This window comes from Pseudomonas sp. NPDC096950 (assembly GCF_044762525.1).
Classification (GTDB): Bacteria; Pseudomonadota; Gammaproteobacteria; order Pseudomonadales; family Pseudomonadaceae; genus Aquipseudomonas.
The window spans coordinates 77,638-94,822 of the sequence record NZ_JBIWEL010000027.1; the positions used below are offsets into that span (position 1 = coordinate 77,638).

15 protein-coding genes and 1 pseudogene are annotated in these 17,185 nt (G+C 59.7%); 3 read left to right on the forward strand and 13 right to left on the reverse strand.

Annotated features, from left to right (window positions below; translation table 11 throughout):
- Positions 1–107: 107 nt before the first annotated feature.
- The 4 genes from ACIQY3_RS29235 to ACIQY3_RS29250 all read right to left on the reverse strand — a co-directional run bounded on the left by ACIQY3_RS29235 (position 108) and on the right by ACIQY3_RS29250 (position 5,346).
- Positions 108–485 (reverse strand): hypothetical protein, encoded by a 378-nt coding sequence (locus ACIQY3_RS29235; RefSeq protein WP_403026805.1) that lies wholly within the window; start codon positions 483–485, stop codon positions 108–110.
- 75 nt (positions 486–560) lie between these two features.
- Positions 561–1,370 (reverse strand): putative RNA methyltransferase, encoded by an 810-nt coding sequence (locus ACIQY3_RS29240; protein ID WP_403026809.1) that lies wholly within the window; start codon positions 1,368–1,370, stop codon positions 561–563.
- Complete coding sequence (gene dapE / locus ACIQY3_RS29245) at positions 1,370–2,521, reverse strand: succinyl-diaminopimelate desuccinylase (protein ID WP_403026812.1); 1,152 nt, start codon at positions 2,519–2,521, stop codon at positions 1,370–1,372. The genes ACIQY3_RS29240 and dapE overlap by 1 nt, the downstream gene beginning before the upstream one ends.
- A gap of 233 nt (positions 2,522–2,754) precedes the next feature.
- Positions 2,755–5,346, reverse strand: coding sequence for a glycosyltransferase (locus tag ACIQY3_RS29250; protein ID WP_403026815.1), 2,592 nt, complete (start codon positions 5,344–5,346; stop codon positions 2,755–2,757).
- Positions 5,347–5,565: 219 nt separating this feature from the next.
- Between ACIQY3_RS29250 and tcdA the strand changes: the two genes are divergently transcribed.
- Complete coding sequence (gene tcdA, locus ACIQY3_RS29255) at positions 5,566–6,375, forward strand: tRNA cyclic N6-threonylcarbamoyladenosine(37) synthase TcdA (RefSeq protein ID WP_403026818.1); 810 nt, start codon at positions 5,566–5,568, stop codon at positions 6,373–6,375.
- Between the two features lie 37 nt (positions 6,376–6,412).
- On the opposite strand, the gene ACIQY3_RS29260 is transcribed toward tcdA, so the two are convergent.
- From ACIQY3_RS29260 to ACIQY3_RS29275, 4 genes are all read right to left on the reverse strand, one after another.
- On the reverse strand, positions 6,413–6,817 hold the full coding sequence (locus ACIQY3_RS29260) for a SufE family protein (protein ID WP_403026821.1): 405 nt from the start codon (positions 6,815–6,817) through the stop codon (positions 6,413–6,415).
- Complete coding sequence (locus tag ACIQY3_RS29265; protein WP_403026824.1) at positions 6,814–8,019, reverse strand: aminotransferase class V-fold PLP-dependent enzyme; 1,206 nt, start codon at positions 8,017–8,019, stop codon at positions 6,814–6,816. The genes ACIQY3_RS29260 and ACIQY3_RS29265 overlap by 4 nt, the downstream gene beginning before the upstream one ends.
- A 143-nt stretch (positions 8,020–8,162) precedes the next feature.
- Positions 8,163–9,197 carry a 2,3,4,5-tetrahydropyridine-2,6-dicarboxylate N-succinyltransferase gene (gene dapD, locus ACIQY3_RS29270; protein ID WP_403026827.1) on the reverse strand — a complete coding sequence of 345 codons (1,035 nt, stop codon included), beginning with the start codon at positions 9,195–9,197 and terminating at the stop codon, positions 8,163–8,165.
- A 33-nt stretch (positions 9,198–9,230) separates the two neighbouring features.
- Positions 9,231–9,593 carry an ArsC family reductase gene (locus tag ACIQY3_RS29275; protein ID WP_403026830.1) on the reverse strand — a complete coding sequence of 121 codons (363 nt, stop codon included), beginning with the start codon at positions 9,591–9,593 and terminating at the stop codon, positions 9,231–9,233.
- Between the two features lie 135 nt (positions 9,594–9,728).
- Between ACIQY3_RS29275 and ACIQY3_RS29280 the strand changes: the two are divergent.
- Positions 9,729–9,896, forward strand: a pseudogene (locus ACIQY3_RS29280) (Na+/H+ antiporter); the annotation flags it as partial.
- Here ACIQY3_RS29280 and ACIQY3_RS29285 read toward each other — a convergent pair.
- The 5 genes from ACIQY3_RS29285 to map form a co-directional block, all read right to left on the reverse strand.
- The gene (locus ACIQY3_RS29285) at positions 9,889–10,650 is read right to left on the reverse strand and encodes a hypothetical protein (RefSeq protein ID WP_403026832.1); all 762 of its coding nucleotides are present in this window, start codon (positions 10,648–10,650) and stop codon (positions 9,889–9,891) included. The pseudogene ACIQY3_RS29280 and the gene ACIQY3_RS29285 overlap by 8 nt on opposite strands.
- Before the next feature lie 88 nt (positions 10,651–10,738).
- Complete coding sequence (locus tag ACIQY3_RS29290) at positions 10,739–11,482, reverse strand: M12 family metallopeptidase (protein ID WP_403026834.1); 744 nt, start codon at positions 11,480–11,482, stop codon at positions 10,739–10,741.
- A 174-nt stretch (positions 11,483–11,656) separates the two neighbouring features.
- The gene (gene dapC, locus ACIQY3_RS29295; protein WP_403026837.1) at positions 11,657–12,859 is read right to left on the reverse strand and encodes a succinyldiaminopimelate transaminase; all 1,203 of its coding nucleotides are present in this window, start codon (positions 12,857–12,859) and stop codon (positions 11,657–11,659) included.
- Positions 12,860–12,980: 121 nt separating this feature from the next.
- On the reverse strand, positions 12,981–15,683 hold the full coding sequence (locus ACIQY3_RS29300) for a [protein-PII] uridylyltransferase (protein ID WP_403026839.1): 2,703 nt from the start codon (positions 15,681–15,683) through the stop codon (positions 12,981–12,983).
- A 44-nt stretch (positions 15,684–15,727) separates the two neighbouring features.
- Entirely contained in the window at positions 15,728–16,510 is a 783-nt protein-coding gene (map, locus tag ACIQY3_RS29305) for a type I methionyl aminopeptidase (protein WP_403026842.1), read from the reverse strand.
- Positions 16,511–16,883: 373 nt separating this feature from the next.
- Between map and rpsB the strand changes: the two genes are divergently transcribed.
- On the forward strand, positions 16,884–17,185 hold a 302-nt coding region (rpsB, locus tag ACIQY3_RS29310), incomplete at its 3' end, for a 30S ribosomal protein S2 (RefSeq protein WP_403026845.1).

Below are 17,185 nucleotides of genomic sequence, written 5' to 3' on the forward strand. Positions count from 1 at the left end.
GGGAGCGGACTTGCTCGCGAATGCGGTGTATCAGTCAACGTTGATGTCGACTGACACACCGCATTCGCGAGCAAGCCCGCTCCCACATTTGTTTGGTGTTGCTGGTTTTACGCGGTCTTCCAGGTGATTTCTTCTTCACCGTCAGCACTGATGCGCATCCAGCGATCGGCGGTTTCTTCACCTTCTTCCTCGACCCACGTACCCGGCGCGCAACGCACTTCGACGTTCAGCGCGGCAAAGGCTGCGCGGGCGCAGGCGATGTCGTCTTCCCACGGGGTCTGGTCGCTGTCCAGGAACAGGCTGTTCCACTTGCCCACGGCTTTCGGCAGCCAAGTCACCGGCACGTTGCCAGCCTTGCACTTGTAGGTCTGGCCTTTCTTGACCCACTCACTGCACGGGCCCAACGCGGCGCTCAGCCAATCGGCGACGGTCTTGTAGTCGACGTCGGCGTCTTTCAGGTAAATCTCGATATCGGGTTGGCGCATGGATGTCCTCACTGCGGTCTTGAAAAATCCATTCGCGGATTTAGCCGGCCTCAAGCTGTTACTCAAGACCAAAAATTATTGAAGTACGAAGTAATCGTAACGCATCGAAACCGTGACTTCGAACGGCTCGACCTGCTCGATCACCGCCGCCCGCCGTTCGGCACTGGCGCGCCAGCCGTGGGGCGTCATGGCCAACAGGTTGGCACGATCCTGACCATTGGCCAGCGTCAGTTTGAATTCCAGGGTTTCGCTGTGCGCCAGCGCCATGCCTTCCGGCAACAGGGCCAGGTGCTTGTCGTCGGTGTATTCGCGCACTTCGTCGTACAGACTTTCGCGCAATTCCATCAGATGGCCGCTGGTCGGCCCGACTTTCATCAAGCCACCACCAGGGCTGAGCAGGCGTTTGGCTTCATCCCAGTCCAGCGGGCTGAAAACACTCGCCAGAAACTGGCAACTGCCGGACGCCAACGGCACCCGCGCCATGCTCGCAATCAACCACGTCAGCTGCGGGTTACGCTTGCAGGCGCGTTTGACCGCTTCCCGGGAAATATCCAGTGCGTAACCATCGGCATTCGGCAAGGCTTCGGCGATTTGCGCAGTGTAGTAACCCTCGCCACAACCGATGTCGAGCCAGCGCTGGGGCGCGTATTGCGCCGCCAGTTCCGCCAGGCGCTTGGCCACCGGCGCGTAATGACCGGCGTTCAAGAAGTCGCGGCGGGCCTCGACCATCGCCAGGTTATCGCCAGGGTCGCGGCTGTTCTTGTGCTGCACCGGCAGCAGGTTCAGGTAACCCTGGCGCGCGCGGTCGAAACGATGCCCGGCGGGGCAGGCCACGCCGTTGTCCACCGCATTCAGCGGTTCGCTGCAGATCGGGCAGGCCAGCATCAGGCGAGCAACTTGATCAGGGTCTGGTAGTAGATTTCGGTCAGCACGTCGAGGTCGGCGGCCAGCACACGTTCGTTGACCTGGTGAATCGTCGCGTTGACCGGCCCCAGCTCAACTACTTGCGTACCCATGGTCGCGATAAAACGACCGTCGGACGTACCGCCGCTGGTGGACGCCTTGGTTTCGCGACCGGTGATGTCCTTGATGCTCGACGCCACGGCATCCAGCAACGCGCCCGGTTCGGTGAGGAACGGCAGGCCGGACAGCGCCCAATCCACGTGCCAGTCCAGGCCATGCTTGTCGAGGATGTCAGCGACGCGCTTTTGCAGGCCTTCGACGGTGGATTCGGTGGAGAAACGGAAGTTGAACACCGCCACCAGATCACCCGGAATCACGTTGGTCGCGCCAGTACCGGAATTGACGTTGGAAATCTGGAAACTGGTCGGCGGGAAGAAATCGTTGCCGTGGTCCCAATGCTCGGCGGCCAGTTCGGCCAGGGCCGGGGCGGCGAGGTGGATCGGGTTTTTTGCCAGGTGCGGGTAGGCCACATGGCCCTGAATACCGCGCACGGTCAGCTTGGCGCCGAGGGAGCCGCGACGGCCGTTCTTGACCACGTCACCAACCAGGGAGGTGCTCGACGGTTCGCCGACGATGCACCAGTCCAGACGCTCCTTGCGCGCGGCGAGGCGTTCGATCACAGCCTTGGTGCCGTGGTGCGCCGGGCCTTCTTCGTCGCTGGTGATCAGGAACGCAACCTTGCCCTTGTGATCGGGGTAGTCGGTGACAAAACGCTCGGCGGCCACGGTCATCGACGCGAGGCTGCCTTTCATGTCCGCGGCGCCACGGCCGCAGAGCATGCCGTGTTCGTCGATCACCGCGTTGAACGGGTCGATCTGCCACGCGGTGACCGGACCGGTCGGGACCACGTCGGTGTGACCGGCAAAGCACAGCACCGGGCCGTCGTGTTTGCCGTGGGTGGCCCAGAAGTTATCCACATCTTCGATGCGCATCGGCTCCAGCTGGAAACCGGCATCGCCCAGGCGCTGCATCATCTGCTTCTGGCAATCGGCGTCGACCGGCGTCACGGACGGACGGCGGATCAGGTCAATGGCGAGTTGAAGGGTCGGCGAAAGGTCGGCGTGGGCCGTCATGGAAAACTCCGGAAGCTTGAAATTGGGCATGGCTATGTGGGAGCGGTCTTGCTCGCGAACGCGATGTGTCAGTCAGCATAAATGTTGATTGTTACACCGCATTCGCGAGCAAGACCGCTCCCACAGGGATTAGGTTTGATCGGCAAACCGTATTCCGCCAAGCCCTGCAAAATGGCGGTTATCTTAAAGCAAAACGGCGGCCATTGGCCGCCGTTTAGTGCATCTGTACTTATTTAGACGGCTGGTAACGGCTCAGGCTCGGCGGCCGGTTTCGGCAGCGAAGACAGGAACGCCATGATCAGCGCCGCCAGGTATGGCAGCGACTGCACCAGCAACATGATCACCCAGAAGCGGATGTCGTTGCTCGGCAGGCCCTGCACCAGGAAGATCCCTAGCGCCGCGCCCCACAACAGCAGCATGATGAACACCTCTTCCCGCGCCTCCGAAATCGCTACCCAGAAGCCGTGGTTATCGGCGTTTTTCGGCGTACGGAAGAACGGAATGCTGCTGGTGAAGAAGCCGTACAGTACCGCTTTGGCGATGGTGTGCGACAACGCCAGACCGGCCAATGCCGCGCAGAATGCATCCTTCAGGTTGACCCCGACCGCACGGCGGTACAGGAAGATGATCTTGGCCACCTTGAACACGAACAGTGCCAATGGTGGGATTGCGAAGATCAGCAGCGGTGGATCGACCCGTTGCGGCACGATGATCATCGCCGCCGACCACAACAGGGCGCCGACGGTGAAGAAGATGTTCATGCCGTCCGCCACCCACGGCAGCCAGCCCGCGAGGAAGTGGTAACGCTGGCCACGGGTCAGCTCGGTGTCCTTGCCGCGCAGCAGGCTGGCGGTGTGACGCTTGATGATCTGAATCGCACCATAGGCCCAGCGGAAGCGCTGTTTCTTGAAGTCGATAAAGGTATCGGGCATCAGGCCCTTGCCGTAGCTGGTGTGGTAATACGCCGCCGACAAACCTTTCTCGAAGACCCGCAGACCCAATTCGGCGTCTTCACAGATGCACCAGTCGGCCCAGCCCAATTCCTCGAGCACTGAGCGTCGGGTCATGGTCATGGTGCCGTGCTGGATGATCGCGTCACGGTCGTTACGGGTGACCATGCCGATGTGGAAGAAACCTTTGTATTCCGCGTAGCAGAGCTTCTTGAAGGTGCTTTCGTTCTGGTCGCGATAATCCTGTGGCGACTGCACCACGGCGATTTTCGGATCGGCGAAGTGCGGCACCATGTGCTTGAGCCAGTTCGGGTCGACGCAGTAGTCCGAGTCGATCACCGCAATCACTTCGGCATCCTTGGCGGTGTGCGGGATCAGGTAATTCAGTGCGCCACCCTTGAAACCGGCCAACGGGGCGACGTGGAAGAACTTGAAGCGCGGGCCGAGGGTTTCGCAGTAATCGCGCACCGGTTCCCAGACCGCCGGGTCCTTGGTGTTGTTGTCGATGATCAGGACTTCGAAGTCCGGATAGTCGAGGTTGGCCAGGGCGTTGAGGGTCTGTTTAACCATCTCCGGCGGTTCGTTGTAGCAAGGTACGTGAATCGACACTTTCGGTCGGTAGTCCGAATCCCCCACGACCGGCAGGAATTCTCGCCGGCGCTTGTGGGTCCAGACCGCTTCGGCCAGTTCATGCGCTTCGGTCAGCAACACGATAAACACCCCGAGCGCACCGAGGGCGAGCAAAAAGCCCACGGTCAGGCTGAACCAGGTGCTGTATTGCTGGCTGTAGTCATAACCGATCCACACCAGAACCGACCCGCACAGGAAGGCGATAAAGGTCAGGAAGGTGCGGCCACGCTGGCGCAGGGCCGAGCCGTCGATCATCAGCAAGGTCAGGGACAGCAAGGCCAATACGGCCGAGCCGATCGCCAGCACGCGCCATTGCGGGATCGCGACCACTGGGCCTTCGAAGTTGAATTTCTGCTGGCGCGCGGCGTTGAACACGCCCCAATACGCGCCCACCGAACCTTCGTCCGTGGCCTTCCACGGCTGGTCGAAAGCTTCGATGACGAAGTAGTTGAAGCCCTGGCGGTTCAGCTTGTTAACCAAGGTGCGCAGGTAGATCGCCTGGTCCGCCGGGCTCGAATCGGTGCCGCCACGCATGCGGCCGTTGCTCGGCCAGCCAACCTCCGAGAGCAGCAGCGGTTTTTTCGGGAACATCTTTTTCAGGTCCCGGGCGCGGTCGAGGACGAATTGACCGGCCTTGTCCACCGGGATGAATTCCCAGTAAGGCAGAACGTGCGCAGCGATCAGGTCGACGTGCTTGGCCAGTTCCGGGTGTTCTTCCCAGACGTGCCACTGCTCGGACGTGGTTACCGGCACCTTCACGGCAGCGCGCACGCGGTCGAGGATGACGCTGAGTTCCGCGGCGGTAATTTCCTTACGGAAGATCGCCTCGTTGCCTACAACCACGCGCACCACACTGCGGGAGGTGTTGGCCAGTTCGATGGCGCGCAGGATTTCGCGCTCGTTGCGTTCCTGGTCCGGGCTGATCCAGATCCCCAGGGTCACCCGCAGGCCGAACTCTTCCGCCAGTTTGGGAATGTCCTCCAGCGTGCCATCGACCGAGTAGGTACGGATGTTGTCCGTCAGCTTGCTCATGATCTCCAGGTCGCGACGCATTTCATCGTCGGTCGGGTACTGGTCTTTCTGTGGGTACTGGCCTTGCTGGAACGGCGAGTACGAAAAACCGGAGATCTGTTCTGGCCAGTTGGGAGCGGTGACCGGGCGGTTGATCAATGCCCAGAAGCCGGTAAACAAGGCAGCGATGGCGAGCACCACAACCAGGTTGAGTCCAAATTTACGCGATGACATAGCTATTTCAGGTTCCAAAGGCTGTGGAACGAAGGAACGGGGCGGCGGCTGCCAGGGGGCGCGCATCCTACACCGTGCTTTCACTTACCGTACAGCAGGCAGGGAAAAGCCTGGCGTTGGGCAATCGGCTTTCACATAAGTTCTTACACTTATAGCCGGATGGTTAAAAGTTCTCCCGTTGTGGCCCTATAATGCGCGCCGGTTTTTGGGGTAATGGTCATGAGTACAGAAGATCCGCGGTTTGCCGGCATCGCTCGGTTGTATGGCATTGAAGGCCTGGAGCGCTTGCGCGCGGCCCATGTGGCGATCGTCGGCGTTGGCGGCGTTGGTTCCTGGGCGGCGGAAGCCATTGCCCGCTGTGGTGTGGGCGAGATTTCGCTGTTCGACCTGGACGACGTCTGCGTCAGCAACGCCACCCGTCAGTTGCACGCGCTGGACAGCACCGTCGGCAAACCCAAGGTCGAAGTGATGGCCGAGCGCCTGCGCGGGATCAACCCGGACTGCACGGTGCACGCGGTGGCGGATTTTGTTACCCGCGAGACCATGGCCGAGTACATCACGCCGAACATTGACTGTGTGATCGACTGCATCGACAGCGTGAATGCCAAGGCTGCGCTGATCGCCTGGTGCAAACGGCGCAAGATCCAGATCATCACCACCGGTGGTGCGGGCGGGCAGATTGACCCGACGCTGATCCAGGTCTGCGACCTTAACCGCACGTTCAACGATCCACTGGCCTCGAAAGTGCGCTCGACGCTGCGCCGTGACTACAACTTCTCTCGCACCGTGACTCGCCATTACAGCGTGCCGTGCGTGTTTTCCACCGAGCAACTGCGCTACCCGAAACCGGATGGCAGCATTTGCTTGCAGAAGAGTTTTGTCGGCGATGGCGTGAAGCTCGACTGCGCCGGCGGGTTTGGCGCGGTGATGATGGTGACGGCGACGTTCGGCATGGTCGCGGCGACCAAGGCTGTGGATAAAATTGTGGCGGGAGTGCGGCGGCCGGCGGATCGGGTTAAGCCTGCCTGACACCGATCGTTCCCACGCGGAGCGTGGGAACGATCATTTACTGGGCCAGTTCGCGCATTCGCTGTAACACTGCATTCAAGCCATTACTGCGCGACGGCGACAACTGCCGGCTCAATCCAAGCTGATTGAACCATTCCGGCAAATCCACCGACTGCAACTCGGCTGCCGACAACCCGTTAACCCGCGCCAGCAACAACGCCACCAACCCGCGAATCAACCGCGCATCGCTGCTCGCAGCGAACTGCCAATGCCCCTCCTGCAATGCACCCACCAACCACACCTGGCTTTCACAGCCATGCACGCGGTTGGCATCCACCTTATCCACATCACTTAATGCCGGCAGGCGATCGCCCCATTGCATCAGCAATCGCGCCCGCTGTTCCCAGCTTCCGGCTTGTTCGAACGTTTCCAGTGCCAAAACCGCATCGGCCGGCAAACTCATCGCAGCAACTCCAGCGCCTGATCCAACGCTTCAAAGAACCGCTCCAGATCCTCGGAGTCGTTATACAGCGCCAGCGACACCCGAATCGCTCCGGCCAATTCGAAGCTTTTGAGCAGCGGCATGGCGCAGTGATGACCGGCGCGCACGGCGATCCCCTGTTCGGTCAGCAAATGCGCCAGATCGGAGTTATGCACACCCTCGACGACAAAACTGGCCAAGGCGAGTTGCGGCTTGCCCAACAGTCGAATGCCGTTGCGTGCTTCAAGGCCCTTGAGCAAATAGTCATGCAGCGCCGCTTCGTGGGCAGACACGGCGTCCTGATCCAGCCCGGCGAGGTAATCCAGGGTCGCCCCCAGGCCGATCACACTGGCAATCGGTGGCGTTCCGGCCTCCAAACCCAGCGGCGCCGGGCGGAAGCGGGCGTCGTGGTAGTTGGCGTCCAGCACCATTTCGCCGCCGAACTGCCATGGGCGCAGTTGTTTCAGAGCCTCGTTGCGGCCGAACAACACACCGAGGCCATCGGGGCCGTAGAGTTTGTGACTGGAAAATACATAGAAGTCGCAACCCAGTGCCTGCACGTCGTGGCGACCATGGACCACGCCTTGCGCGCCATCGATCACGGTCAGGGCATTGCGAGACTTGGCCAGCGCCAGCAATTCGGGCAGCGGCTGCCAGGCGCCGAGCACGTTGGATAGCTGACTGACCGCCAGCAACCGGGTTCGCGGGCCGATCAACTGCGCGGCGGCTTCCAGGTCAATCACACCGTCGGCATCCAGCGGCAAAATCAGCAGTTTCAGGTCGCGGCGCAGGGCCAGTTGCTGCCAGGGCAGCAGGTTGGCGTGGTGCTCCAGGGCGCTGATGACAATTTCATCGCCCGGATTGAATAAGTGTTCCAGGCCATAGGCCAAGAGGTTGAGCGCGGAGGTCGCGCCGTGGGTAAAGATGATCTGCCCGCAATCGCCGGCATTCAGCCACTGGCCGACTTTGCTGCGGCTGTCCTCGAACGCCTGGGTGGCGTGGGCGCCGGGCAAATGTTGTGCCCGATGCACATTGGCCGCACCGTTGGCGTAGTAATGCGCCAGGGCGTCCAGCAGGGCTTGGGGTTTTTGCGTGGTGGCGGCGTTGTCCAGATAGGTCTGGTCTTGCCGTTGCAGGGCGGCGATGGCCGGAAAATCGGCGCGCCAGGGAGAAGGAATCATCATGCTATCGGGCCCTGTTAAACATGGGCGGGTCTACGCCTGACCCTGTGGGAGCGGGCTTGCTCGCGAAGGCGTCAGCACTGACGCTAAAAGCTTCGCGGGCAAGCCACGCTCCCACAGGTGCAGGTGATCGTTTGACGCTCTGCTTAGTTGTGAGCGTGCAGCGCTTCGTTCAGTTCGATGGCCGATTTGTGGGTTTTGCATTCCACGGCACCAGTCTCCGAATTGCGACGGAACAACAGGTCAGGTTGACCGGCCAGTTCACGGGCCTTCACGACTTTGACCAGTTTGTTGTTTTCGTCCAGCAGCGCCACTTTGGTGCCGGCGGTCACGTACAGGCCCGACTCCACGGTGTTGCGGTCGCCCAACGGGATACCGATACCGGCGTTGGCGCCGATCAGGCAGCCTTCGCCGACCTTGATCACGATGTTGCCACCGCCCGACAGGGTACCCATGGTCGAGCAACCGCCGCCCAGGTCCGAACCCTTGCCGACGAACACGCCGGCCGAGACGCGACCTTCGATCATGCCCGGGCCTTCGGTGCCGGCGTTGAAGTTGACGAAACCTTCGTGCATCACGGTGGTGCCTTCGCCCACGTAGGCGCCCAGGCGGATACGCGCGGCGTCAGCGATACGCACGCCGGCCGGAACCACGTAGTCGGTCATTTTCGGGAACTTGTCCACCGAGAACACTTCCAGCAGCTCGCCGCGCAGGCGGGCTTCCAGTTGATGCTCGGCCAGTTCGGCGAGGTCGATGGCGCCCTGGCTGGTCCAGGCCACGTTCGGCAGCAGCGGGAACACGCCGGCCAGGTTCAGGCCATGTGGCTTGACCAGACGGTGGGACAGCAGGTGCAGCTTGAGGTAAGCCTCAGGCGTGGACGTCAGTTGAACGTCTTCGGCCAGGATGGTGGCGACCAGTGGCTTGTGGCTTTCAGCCAGACGGGTCAGCAGTGCGGCCTGGCCAGCGTCGACGTTTTTCAGCGCTTCGGCCAGTTGCGAGGCCTGGGCGGTGGTGAAGGCGATGGCCTGGTTGCCGTCGGTGTAGCCCAGGACCGGCGCAATCGCAGCGACCAGTTCGGCCGATGGATTGAGCAGCGGCTGTGCGTAAAACACTTCCAGCCACGCGCCTTGACGGTTTTGAGTGCCGACACCGAAGGCCAGGCTGAACAGGGAATTGGACATGTTGATACCTCTAACAAAAAAGAACGGGCTGCCTTACTTGAGTGCGGCCGCGTAGATATCTGGCTTGAAGCCAATCAGGGTTCGGTCACCGAGATCAAGCACCGGGCGCTTGATCATCGAGGGTTGGGCGAGCATCAGTTCGATGGCTTTCGCTTGGTCGAGATCGGCTTTGCGTTCGTCGTCGAGTTTGCGAAAGGTCGTGCCTGCACGGTTCAACACCACTTGCCAGCCGTGCTCGTCGCACCATTGGCTGAGGTGTTCACGGTCGATACCGGCCGCTTTGTAATCATGAAAGTCATAGCTGACAGCGTGTTCATCGAGCCAGGTGCGCGCCTTTTTCATGGTGTCGCAGGCTTTGATGCCGAAAAGGTGCAACGTTTTGCTTGAATCGGTCAAGGAATTGCCCCCTTTGCAGGTGCTGGAAAAAAATGGTGACGGATTATGCCATGGCCTTTCGGTTAAAGCGCAAAACCTGTGGGAGCGGTGTTGCGGGGCGATGTGACATGGGAGCAACGGCCTGCACCAGTCTAAGCGGCTAATATGACACTGCTGGAGCGGCGATTGCGCTTGAAGGCACTGCGGGCGCAGCGCCTGGAGTTGTACAGCTTGAGCCGTCATCACCAGATCGGTGATGACGTATTGCGTGAAGTGTTGGGTGAATTGGATTTAAGCGAGGCCAACTTGGGGCAGGTCAAATAGTGTCGGGGTAGGGATAGGCCTCAGCCATGAACGCCTTGTCCTTTTCACTGAGCACCAGGTTGAGGTCAATCTTGAAGTCGCCATGGGTCCATTCCTGACGAATCGCGTAGTGCATGATCGACTTCGGATCATAGGTCGAGTGGCGGACTTCGTTGGCATCAAGGCGATTGAAGTAAGTTTTATTGATGACGTCGCGCACGTAATCGTAGTGGTCGCCGTCTTCCTCGTAATCGTCAGCATTCCCGCCATGCGCCTCGTAGACCGCGGGTTTATTCCAGGGAATGTTCACTTCGGGATGCTGGTGCTCATGTTGGGCGCCCAGCACATGACCAAACTCGTGCATGACATTGGCGGCAAAAAACGCCGGCATCCGCATGTCTGGTGACAGGCCCATAGTGGCGCCTTCTTCCTGCAGCAAGGCATCGGTGCCGACCGTCGACCAGTAAGTACCGGGTGTGCAACTGATGCGGATGTCGCCTTCTTCACCGTCGACGAAGTCGAACTTCAGATTGACGTGCGGCAACCAGTTGTTTGCAGCGGCTATGGTTGCATCCTTGAAGCCTTGATCACCTTTCAGAAAGGCAATGCGCAGGGTGCGCCCCGGTGCCCAGAAATGAGTGTGTCTGATGGCTGCACGTTTTTTGCGGCTGGATGTAGAGGCGCCGCGATTCGCAGGATTTTCGGCAACGGCAACTTCATAAGAGGCATTGATGTCGACAGGGTGTTTAATCAGGCAGGGCGTTGTGTTGTTCATATGAAACTTCCGTGTTCAGAGACGCTGGCGCGAGCGCTTATTAAAATATTCAAATAGAGTTGTTTGAGTTTTAGCGGTGTTGTGAATATCAGCTTTCAGGCGCGGGGAGAGGCTTTGGATAGGCTTTGCGCATGTTTCGCCTGTCGAGTTTGCTGATCTGTGTGTTGACGCCCACTTCCCAATCGCCCACGGTTAGTTCGTTAGCAATCGGGTAATGCATTATCGAGTCTTTGTCATATGCACCGTGAAGGGCGTCATCGAAGGGCAGGAGCGAGAATAAATTGTTGTCGATATCTTGCGCGGTCCATTGATGGTGGGTTGTGTAGTACTCGTAAACCTTGGGTTCGTCCCACGGGATATTCGCCTTGGGGTGTTGGTGTTCGTGTTCCAGGCCCAGCGCGTGACCGAACTCGTGGAGGGTGGCTGCTTCAAAATGAGGGTGTTCGGGGGCGGTGCTCAGGAACAAGGTGGGTTCGTGTTCCGGGATGAGCAGCGCATCGGTACCTATGAACGACGCGTTTTGCGGGGTGTTTGTCGTAATGCGGATGTCACCGGGCAGGTCTTCGGCAAACGTGAACGTCAGATGGGTGGAGGGCTCCCACTGTTTGATGATGCTGGCGACCAGGCTTTTAAAACTCTCGGACTGTTCTTCGATAAAAGTGATATTAAGACGCCGGCCATTACTCCAGAACTTACTGCGGATACCAATCGAACGTTTTGTGCGGCCGCCCGGTGCGGCTTTTTTTTCATTGTCCGGGTTTTCTTCTATTGCTGCCAAATAAGAGGCTAACGCATTGGTTGGATTTACGACTTTGCAGGGGTGGTCATTCATGTGTAACTTCCATGTAAATTGAATGAGGTTGTATCGGGGTGGTTTCAGCTGTTTAGAGCGAGGTGAGAGATTAAGCGGTAGCTGCCAAGTTGTTAAGTTTAAATATGAGTGGTGCTGTTACTCGATATTTATAGACCCGCACGGCATTGCACCGTGCGAATCGCTTATTGATGATTACTTGGCTTTATTGGTAATAAACGCGCGAATCCGCTCAGCCGCTTCTACACATTCCGCCAACGGCGCCACAAGTGCCAGGCGCACACGACCAGCACCTGGATTGAAACCATCCACTTCTCGGGACAGATAAGAACCCGGCACGACCGTGACATGTTCTTGCACAAACAAATCCCGGCAGAACGCCTCGTCATCGCCTTCAATGTTCGGCCACAGGTAGAAACCGCCGTCCGGACGTTGTACATCCATCACCGGGCTGAGGATTTCCAGGACCGCATCGTATTTCTCGCGATACAGCGCCCGGTTGGCGCGCACGTGCACTTCGTCGTTCCACGCGGCAACACTGGCCAGTTGGGTCTGAACCGGCATCGCGCAGCCGTGGTAGGTGCGGTACAGCAGGAAGCCTTTGAGAATGTCGGCGTCACCGGCGACAAAACCCGAACGCAGGCCCGGCAGGTTGGAGCGCTTGGACAGGCTGTGGAACACCACGCAGCGCTTGAAGTCCTTGCGGCCCAGTTCGACGCAGGCACTGAGCAGGCCCGGCGGCGGGGTTTGTTCGTCGAAGTACAGTTCGCTGTAGCACTCGTCGGCGGCGATCACGAAGTCATGTTCGTCGGCCAGGGCGATCAGTTTCTTCAGGGTTTCAACCGGGATCAGCGCGCCGGTCGGGTTGCCTGGCGAGCACAGGAACAGGATCTGGCAGCGTTTCCAGATGTCGGGCGATACGGCGTCGAAATCCGGGTTGAAGCCATTTTCATCCAGGCACGGCAGGTAATGCGGCTTGGCGCCGGCGAGGAACGCTGCGCCTTCGTAGATCTGATAGAACGGGTTCGGGCTGACCACCAGCGCATCATCGCCACGGTTGACCACGGTTTGGGTGAAGGCGAACAGCGCTTCACGCGTGCCGTTGACCGGCAGCACATTGCGCGCCGGGTCGAGCCAGCCGTTCGGGACGTTGAAGCGACGCTCGCACCAGGCCGCGATGGCTTCACGCAGAGCCGGGATGCCGAGGGTAGTCGGGTACACGGCCATCTGATCCAGATTGCTGGCCAGGGCTTCGGCGACAAAACTTGGCGAACGGTGTTTCGGCTCGCCGATGGACAGCGCGATCGGGCGCTTGTCCGGGTTAGGCGTGACGCTGCCGAGCAGGGCGCGGAGCTTCTCGAACGGGTAGGGCTGCAACTGGTTCAGAGCGTTGTTCATCGGGGGCCTCTTCTAATGTGGGAGCGGGCTTGCTCACGAAAGCGGTGTGTCAGACACGTTGATGTCGACTGACCCACCGTTTTCGCGAGCAAGCCCGCTCCCACAGGGGAAATGTGTTGATTCAGATACTGATGCGCGACAGTTTGATCTCGGGTTCCTGGCTGACGCTCAGTTGTTCGACGATTGCATCCTGCAAACGGCTGCACAGCAACGGGTCGGACAGCGGCTGGTTGTTCGCGTCGGTGATAAAGAACACGTCTTCCACGCGCTCGCCCAGGGTCGCAATCTTTGCGTTCTGCAGCGACAGATCGAACTCGAGGAAGATGCCGCCAATGCGCGCCAGCAGGCCTGGGCGATCCGGGGCGCTGAGCTCCAGCACGGTCACCGGGCGCTGGGCGTCGTTGTGGATCGTCACCTGGGGGGCGAACGCAAAGTGCTTGAGCTGGCGTGGCACCCGACGCTGGATGATCGTTGGGTAATCGTCCGGGTTGCGCAGGGCTTCGGTCAGGCCTTCGCGGATCTGCTTGACCCGCGTCGGGTTGTCGCCGATCGAGTCGCCGTCGGTGTCGAGCACAATGTAGGTGTCGAGGGTGAACTGGCTGCTGGAGGTGATCACCCGGGCGTCGTGAATGTTCAGGTTGAGCTGGTCCATCGCGGCCACGGTCACGGCGAAGAAGTCATGCTGGTCGGGCGCATAGATGAAGATCTGCGTGCCGCCCTCGAACTCGCGCTGGGTGGTTTCCTTGATCAGCACCAGCGGCCCACCATCGGCCGGCTGCTGCAGGATTGCATCACTGTGCCAGGCCACGTCGCCGGCGGTGTGGCGCAGGAAATAATCATCGCCCAGTTGCGCCCACAGTTGCTCGACGTCGTCCGGATCGGTGCCGCCGCGCACCAGGATATCCAGGGCCGCGCTTTGGGTCTGGCGGATCTGCTCTTCGCGGTCCACCGGGTTTTCCAGGCCACGGCGCAGGGCGCGCTTGGTTTCGGTGTAGAGCTGGCGCAACAGGCTGGCGCGCCAGGAGTTCCACAGCGTCGGGTTGGTGGCGTTGATGTCGGCGACGGTCAGCACATACAGATAATCGAGATGGGTTTCATCACCGACAATCTGCGCGAAATCGTGGATCACCTGCGGGTCGGACAAGTCCTTGCGCTGGGCGGTGGTCGACATCACCAGGTGGTTCTGCACCAGCCAGACGATCAGTCGGCTGTCCCACACCGGCAATTGGTGGCGCTGGCAAAAGGCTTCCGCGTCCACCGCGCCTATGTCTGAATGAGCGCCATGCCGGCCCTTGCCGATGTCGTGGTACAGGCCGGCGAGGTAAATCAGCTCGGGCTTGGGCAGTTTGCCCATGAGCTTGCTGGCCAGCGGGAATTTTTCCGACACCTGGGTGTACTGCAACTTACGCAGATGTTTGATCAGGTTCAGGGTGTGAGCATCGACCGTATAGATGTGGAACAGGTCGTGCTGCATCTGCCCGACAATAAAGCCGAACTCCGGCAGGTAGCGCCCGAGGATGCCGTAACGGTTCATCCGTCGCAGGTTTCGATGAATGCCGATCTTGCACTTGAACAGCTCGATAAACAGGCTGGTGTTACGAATATCGTTACGGAAATCGTCGTCGATCAGGTGACGGTTTTCCCGCAGCAGACGAATGGTATCGGCACGTACGCCTTTGATTTCCGGCTGCTGCGCCATCAACACGAAGATCTCGAGCATGGCGAACGGCGTACGGCGGAACACGTTGTTGTTACGTGCTTCGATGTAGCCGTCGTGCAGCTGGAATCGCGAATTGATCGGCTGCGGCGGCGCTTCGTCTTCCGGCGCGAGGATGACTTCCTCGAAGTGCTGGATGATCAGGTCGCTGAGCTGGGCGATGCTCATGACCACGCGGTAATACTGCTGCATGAAGTTTTCGATGGCTTGCTTGGCGTCATCGCCTTCAAAACCCAGCAGCCCGGCGATGGAGCGCTGGTGGTCGAACAGCAAGCGATCCTCGGAGCGGCCGGCCAGCATGTGCAGGGCGTAACGGACCTTCCACAGGAATTCCTGAGACGAAGCCAGCAGGGCGTTTTCGCTTTCTACCAGAAAGCCTTCGCCGGCCAGCGCCCGCAGGTTCAGGGTGCCGTACTCGCGACGGGCGACCCAGAGAATCGTCTGGATATCCCGTAAGCCGCCGGGGGAGCCTTTGACGTTGGGTTCCAGGTTGTATTCGGTGTCGTTGTACTTGTGGTGACGGGCCTTTTGCTCGGCGCGTTTGGCCAGGAAAAAGTCCTTGCTCGGCCACATGTGCGCGGTGCTGGTGACGTCGAGCATGCGCTGGCGCAAGCGCTCGGGGCCGCAAATGGTGCGGCTTTCCATCAGGTTGGTGACCACCGTCAGATCGGCGCGGGCTTCAACGGCACATTCGTCCACCGAGCGCACGCTCTGACCGACTTCCAGGCCGATGTCCCACAACAGCGTCAGAAAACGCTCGATGGAATCACGGAAAACTTCGTGGTCGGCGCTGTCCAGCAGGATCAGCAAGTCGATGTCGGAATACGGGTGCAACTCGCCGCGACCATAGCCGCCGACCGCGACCAGCGCGATGTCGGCGTCTTCGCTCCAGTTGAACTGCTCCCAGGCCTTTTGCAGGATGTTATCGACGAACCAGGCGCGATCCTCGATCAGCCGGCGAATGTCCCGGCCGCTGCGAAAGCGCCCGTCGAGCACCTCGCGGGCCTGGCGAATCGCCTTCTTGAAGGCCGCGATCGGGCTGGCCTTCAGGGCCAGTTCAGCCTGGAACTGGCCACGGTCGAAGAGTTCGGGATCCACCTGCGGCATCGATTGGCTTTCCTTTCTATAAGGCTATGGGCAGAGCGGGTTGATCAGGCCGAAACGCGGGGGATGGTGTCATCGGCGCGCAGGGTGAAGATCTCGTAGCCGGTTTCGGTCACCAGCAGCGTGTGTTCCCACTGGGCGGACAGCTTGCGGTCCTTGGTGATCGCGGTCCAGCCGTCGCCCAGCACCTTGGTGTCGGCCTTGCCCTGGTTGATCATCGGCTCGATGGTAAAGGTCATGCCAGCTTTCAGTTCCATGCCGGTGCCGGCGCGGCCGTAGTGCAGGATCTGCGGCTCTTCGTGGAACACTTTGCCGATGCCGTGGCCGCAGAACTCGCGAACTACCGAGAAACCGTTCTTTTCAGCGTGCTTCTGGATCACTTCACCGATGTCGCCCAGGCGGCAGCCGGGTTTGACGATCTCGATGGCCTTGTACATGCATTCCTGAGTGACCTGGGACAGGCGCTCGGCCCAGACCGGCACGGTGCCGACGTGGAACATGCGGCTGGTGTCGCCGTGGTAGCCGTCCTTGATCACGGTCACGTCGATATTCACGGTGTCGCCATTCTTCAACGGCTTCTCGTTCGGAATGCCGTGGCAGACCACGTGGTTGATCGAGGTGCAGATCGACTTCGGGAAGCCTTTGTAGTTGAGCGGGGCAGGGATGGCTTTCTGCTCGTTGACGATGTAGTCGTGGCAGATGCGGTCCAGTTCTTCGGTGGTGACGCCCGGTTTGACATGTTCGGCAATCATTTCCAGCACATCGGCGGCCAGTTTGCCGGCGATCCGCATTTTTGCGATGTCCTCGGGGGTCTTGAGGGTGACGGTCATACAGGCTCTCTCTGCGCTCAACGGCGCTTACTAATTCGGAATGGGCGTTGCGCGATCAATCTTCGCGGCCCTGAAAAACGCGATTCTAACAGACGATCAGCGCAAATCTGAGCCTCTGTGCATCGCTTCTCTCTATAGATAGGCGCATTCTTGGGGGATTCCAAGGGCGTGGATAAAGGCACGCGCCAGGAATTCAGAATCCGGGTTCCGTTTTTTGCAGCCTTGTGATATAAAATGCGCCGCTTTCCGGGGATACCCCGAAAGGCTTAAATCCACACACGTGTCGACACGATGACCTGGGTGCCTTCAGCTGATGCTGCTGGTTGGTCATTGGGATACGTGGAGGCCAAACCCGACTTATTAAGGAACTATCATGTCCCAAGTCAACATGCGCGATATGCTGAAGGCCGGTGTGCACTTCGGTCACCAAACCCGTTACTGGAACCCGAAAATGGGTAAATACATTTTCGGCGCGCGTAACAAGATCCACATCATCAACCTTGAAAAAACCCTGCCAATGTTCAACGAAGCTCTGACTTTCGTAGAGCGCCTGGCCCAGGGCAAAAACAAGATTCTGTTCGTCGGCACCAAGCGTTCCGCTGGCAAGATCGTTGCTGAAGAAGCAGCACGTTGCGGTTCGCCGTACGTCGATCACCGCTGGTTGGGCGGCATGCT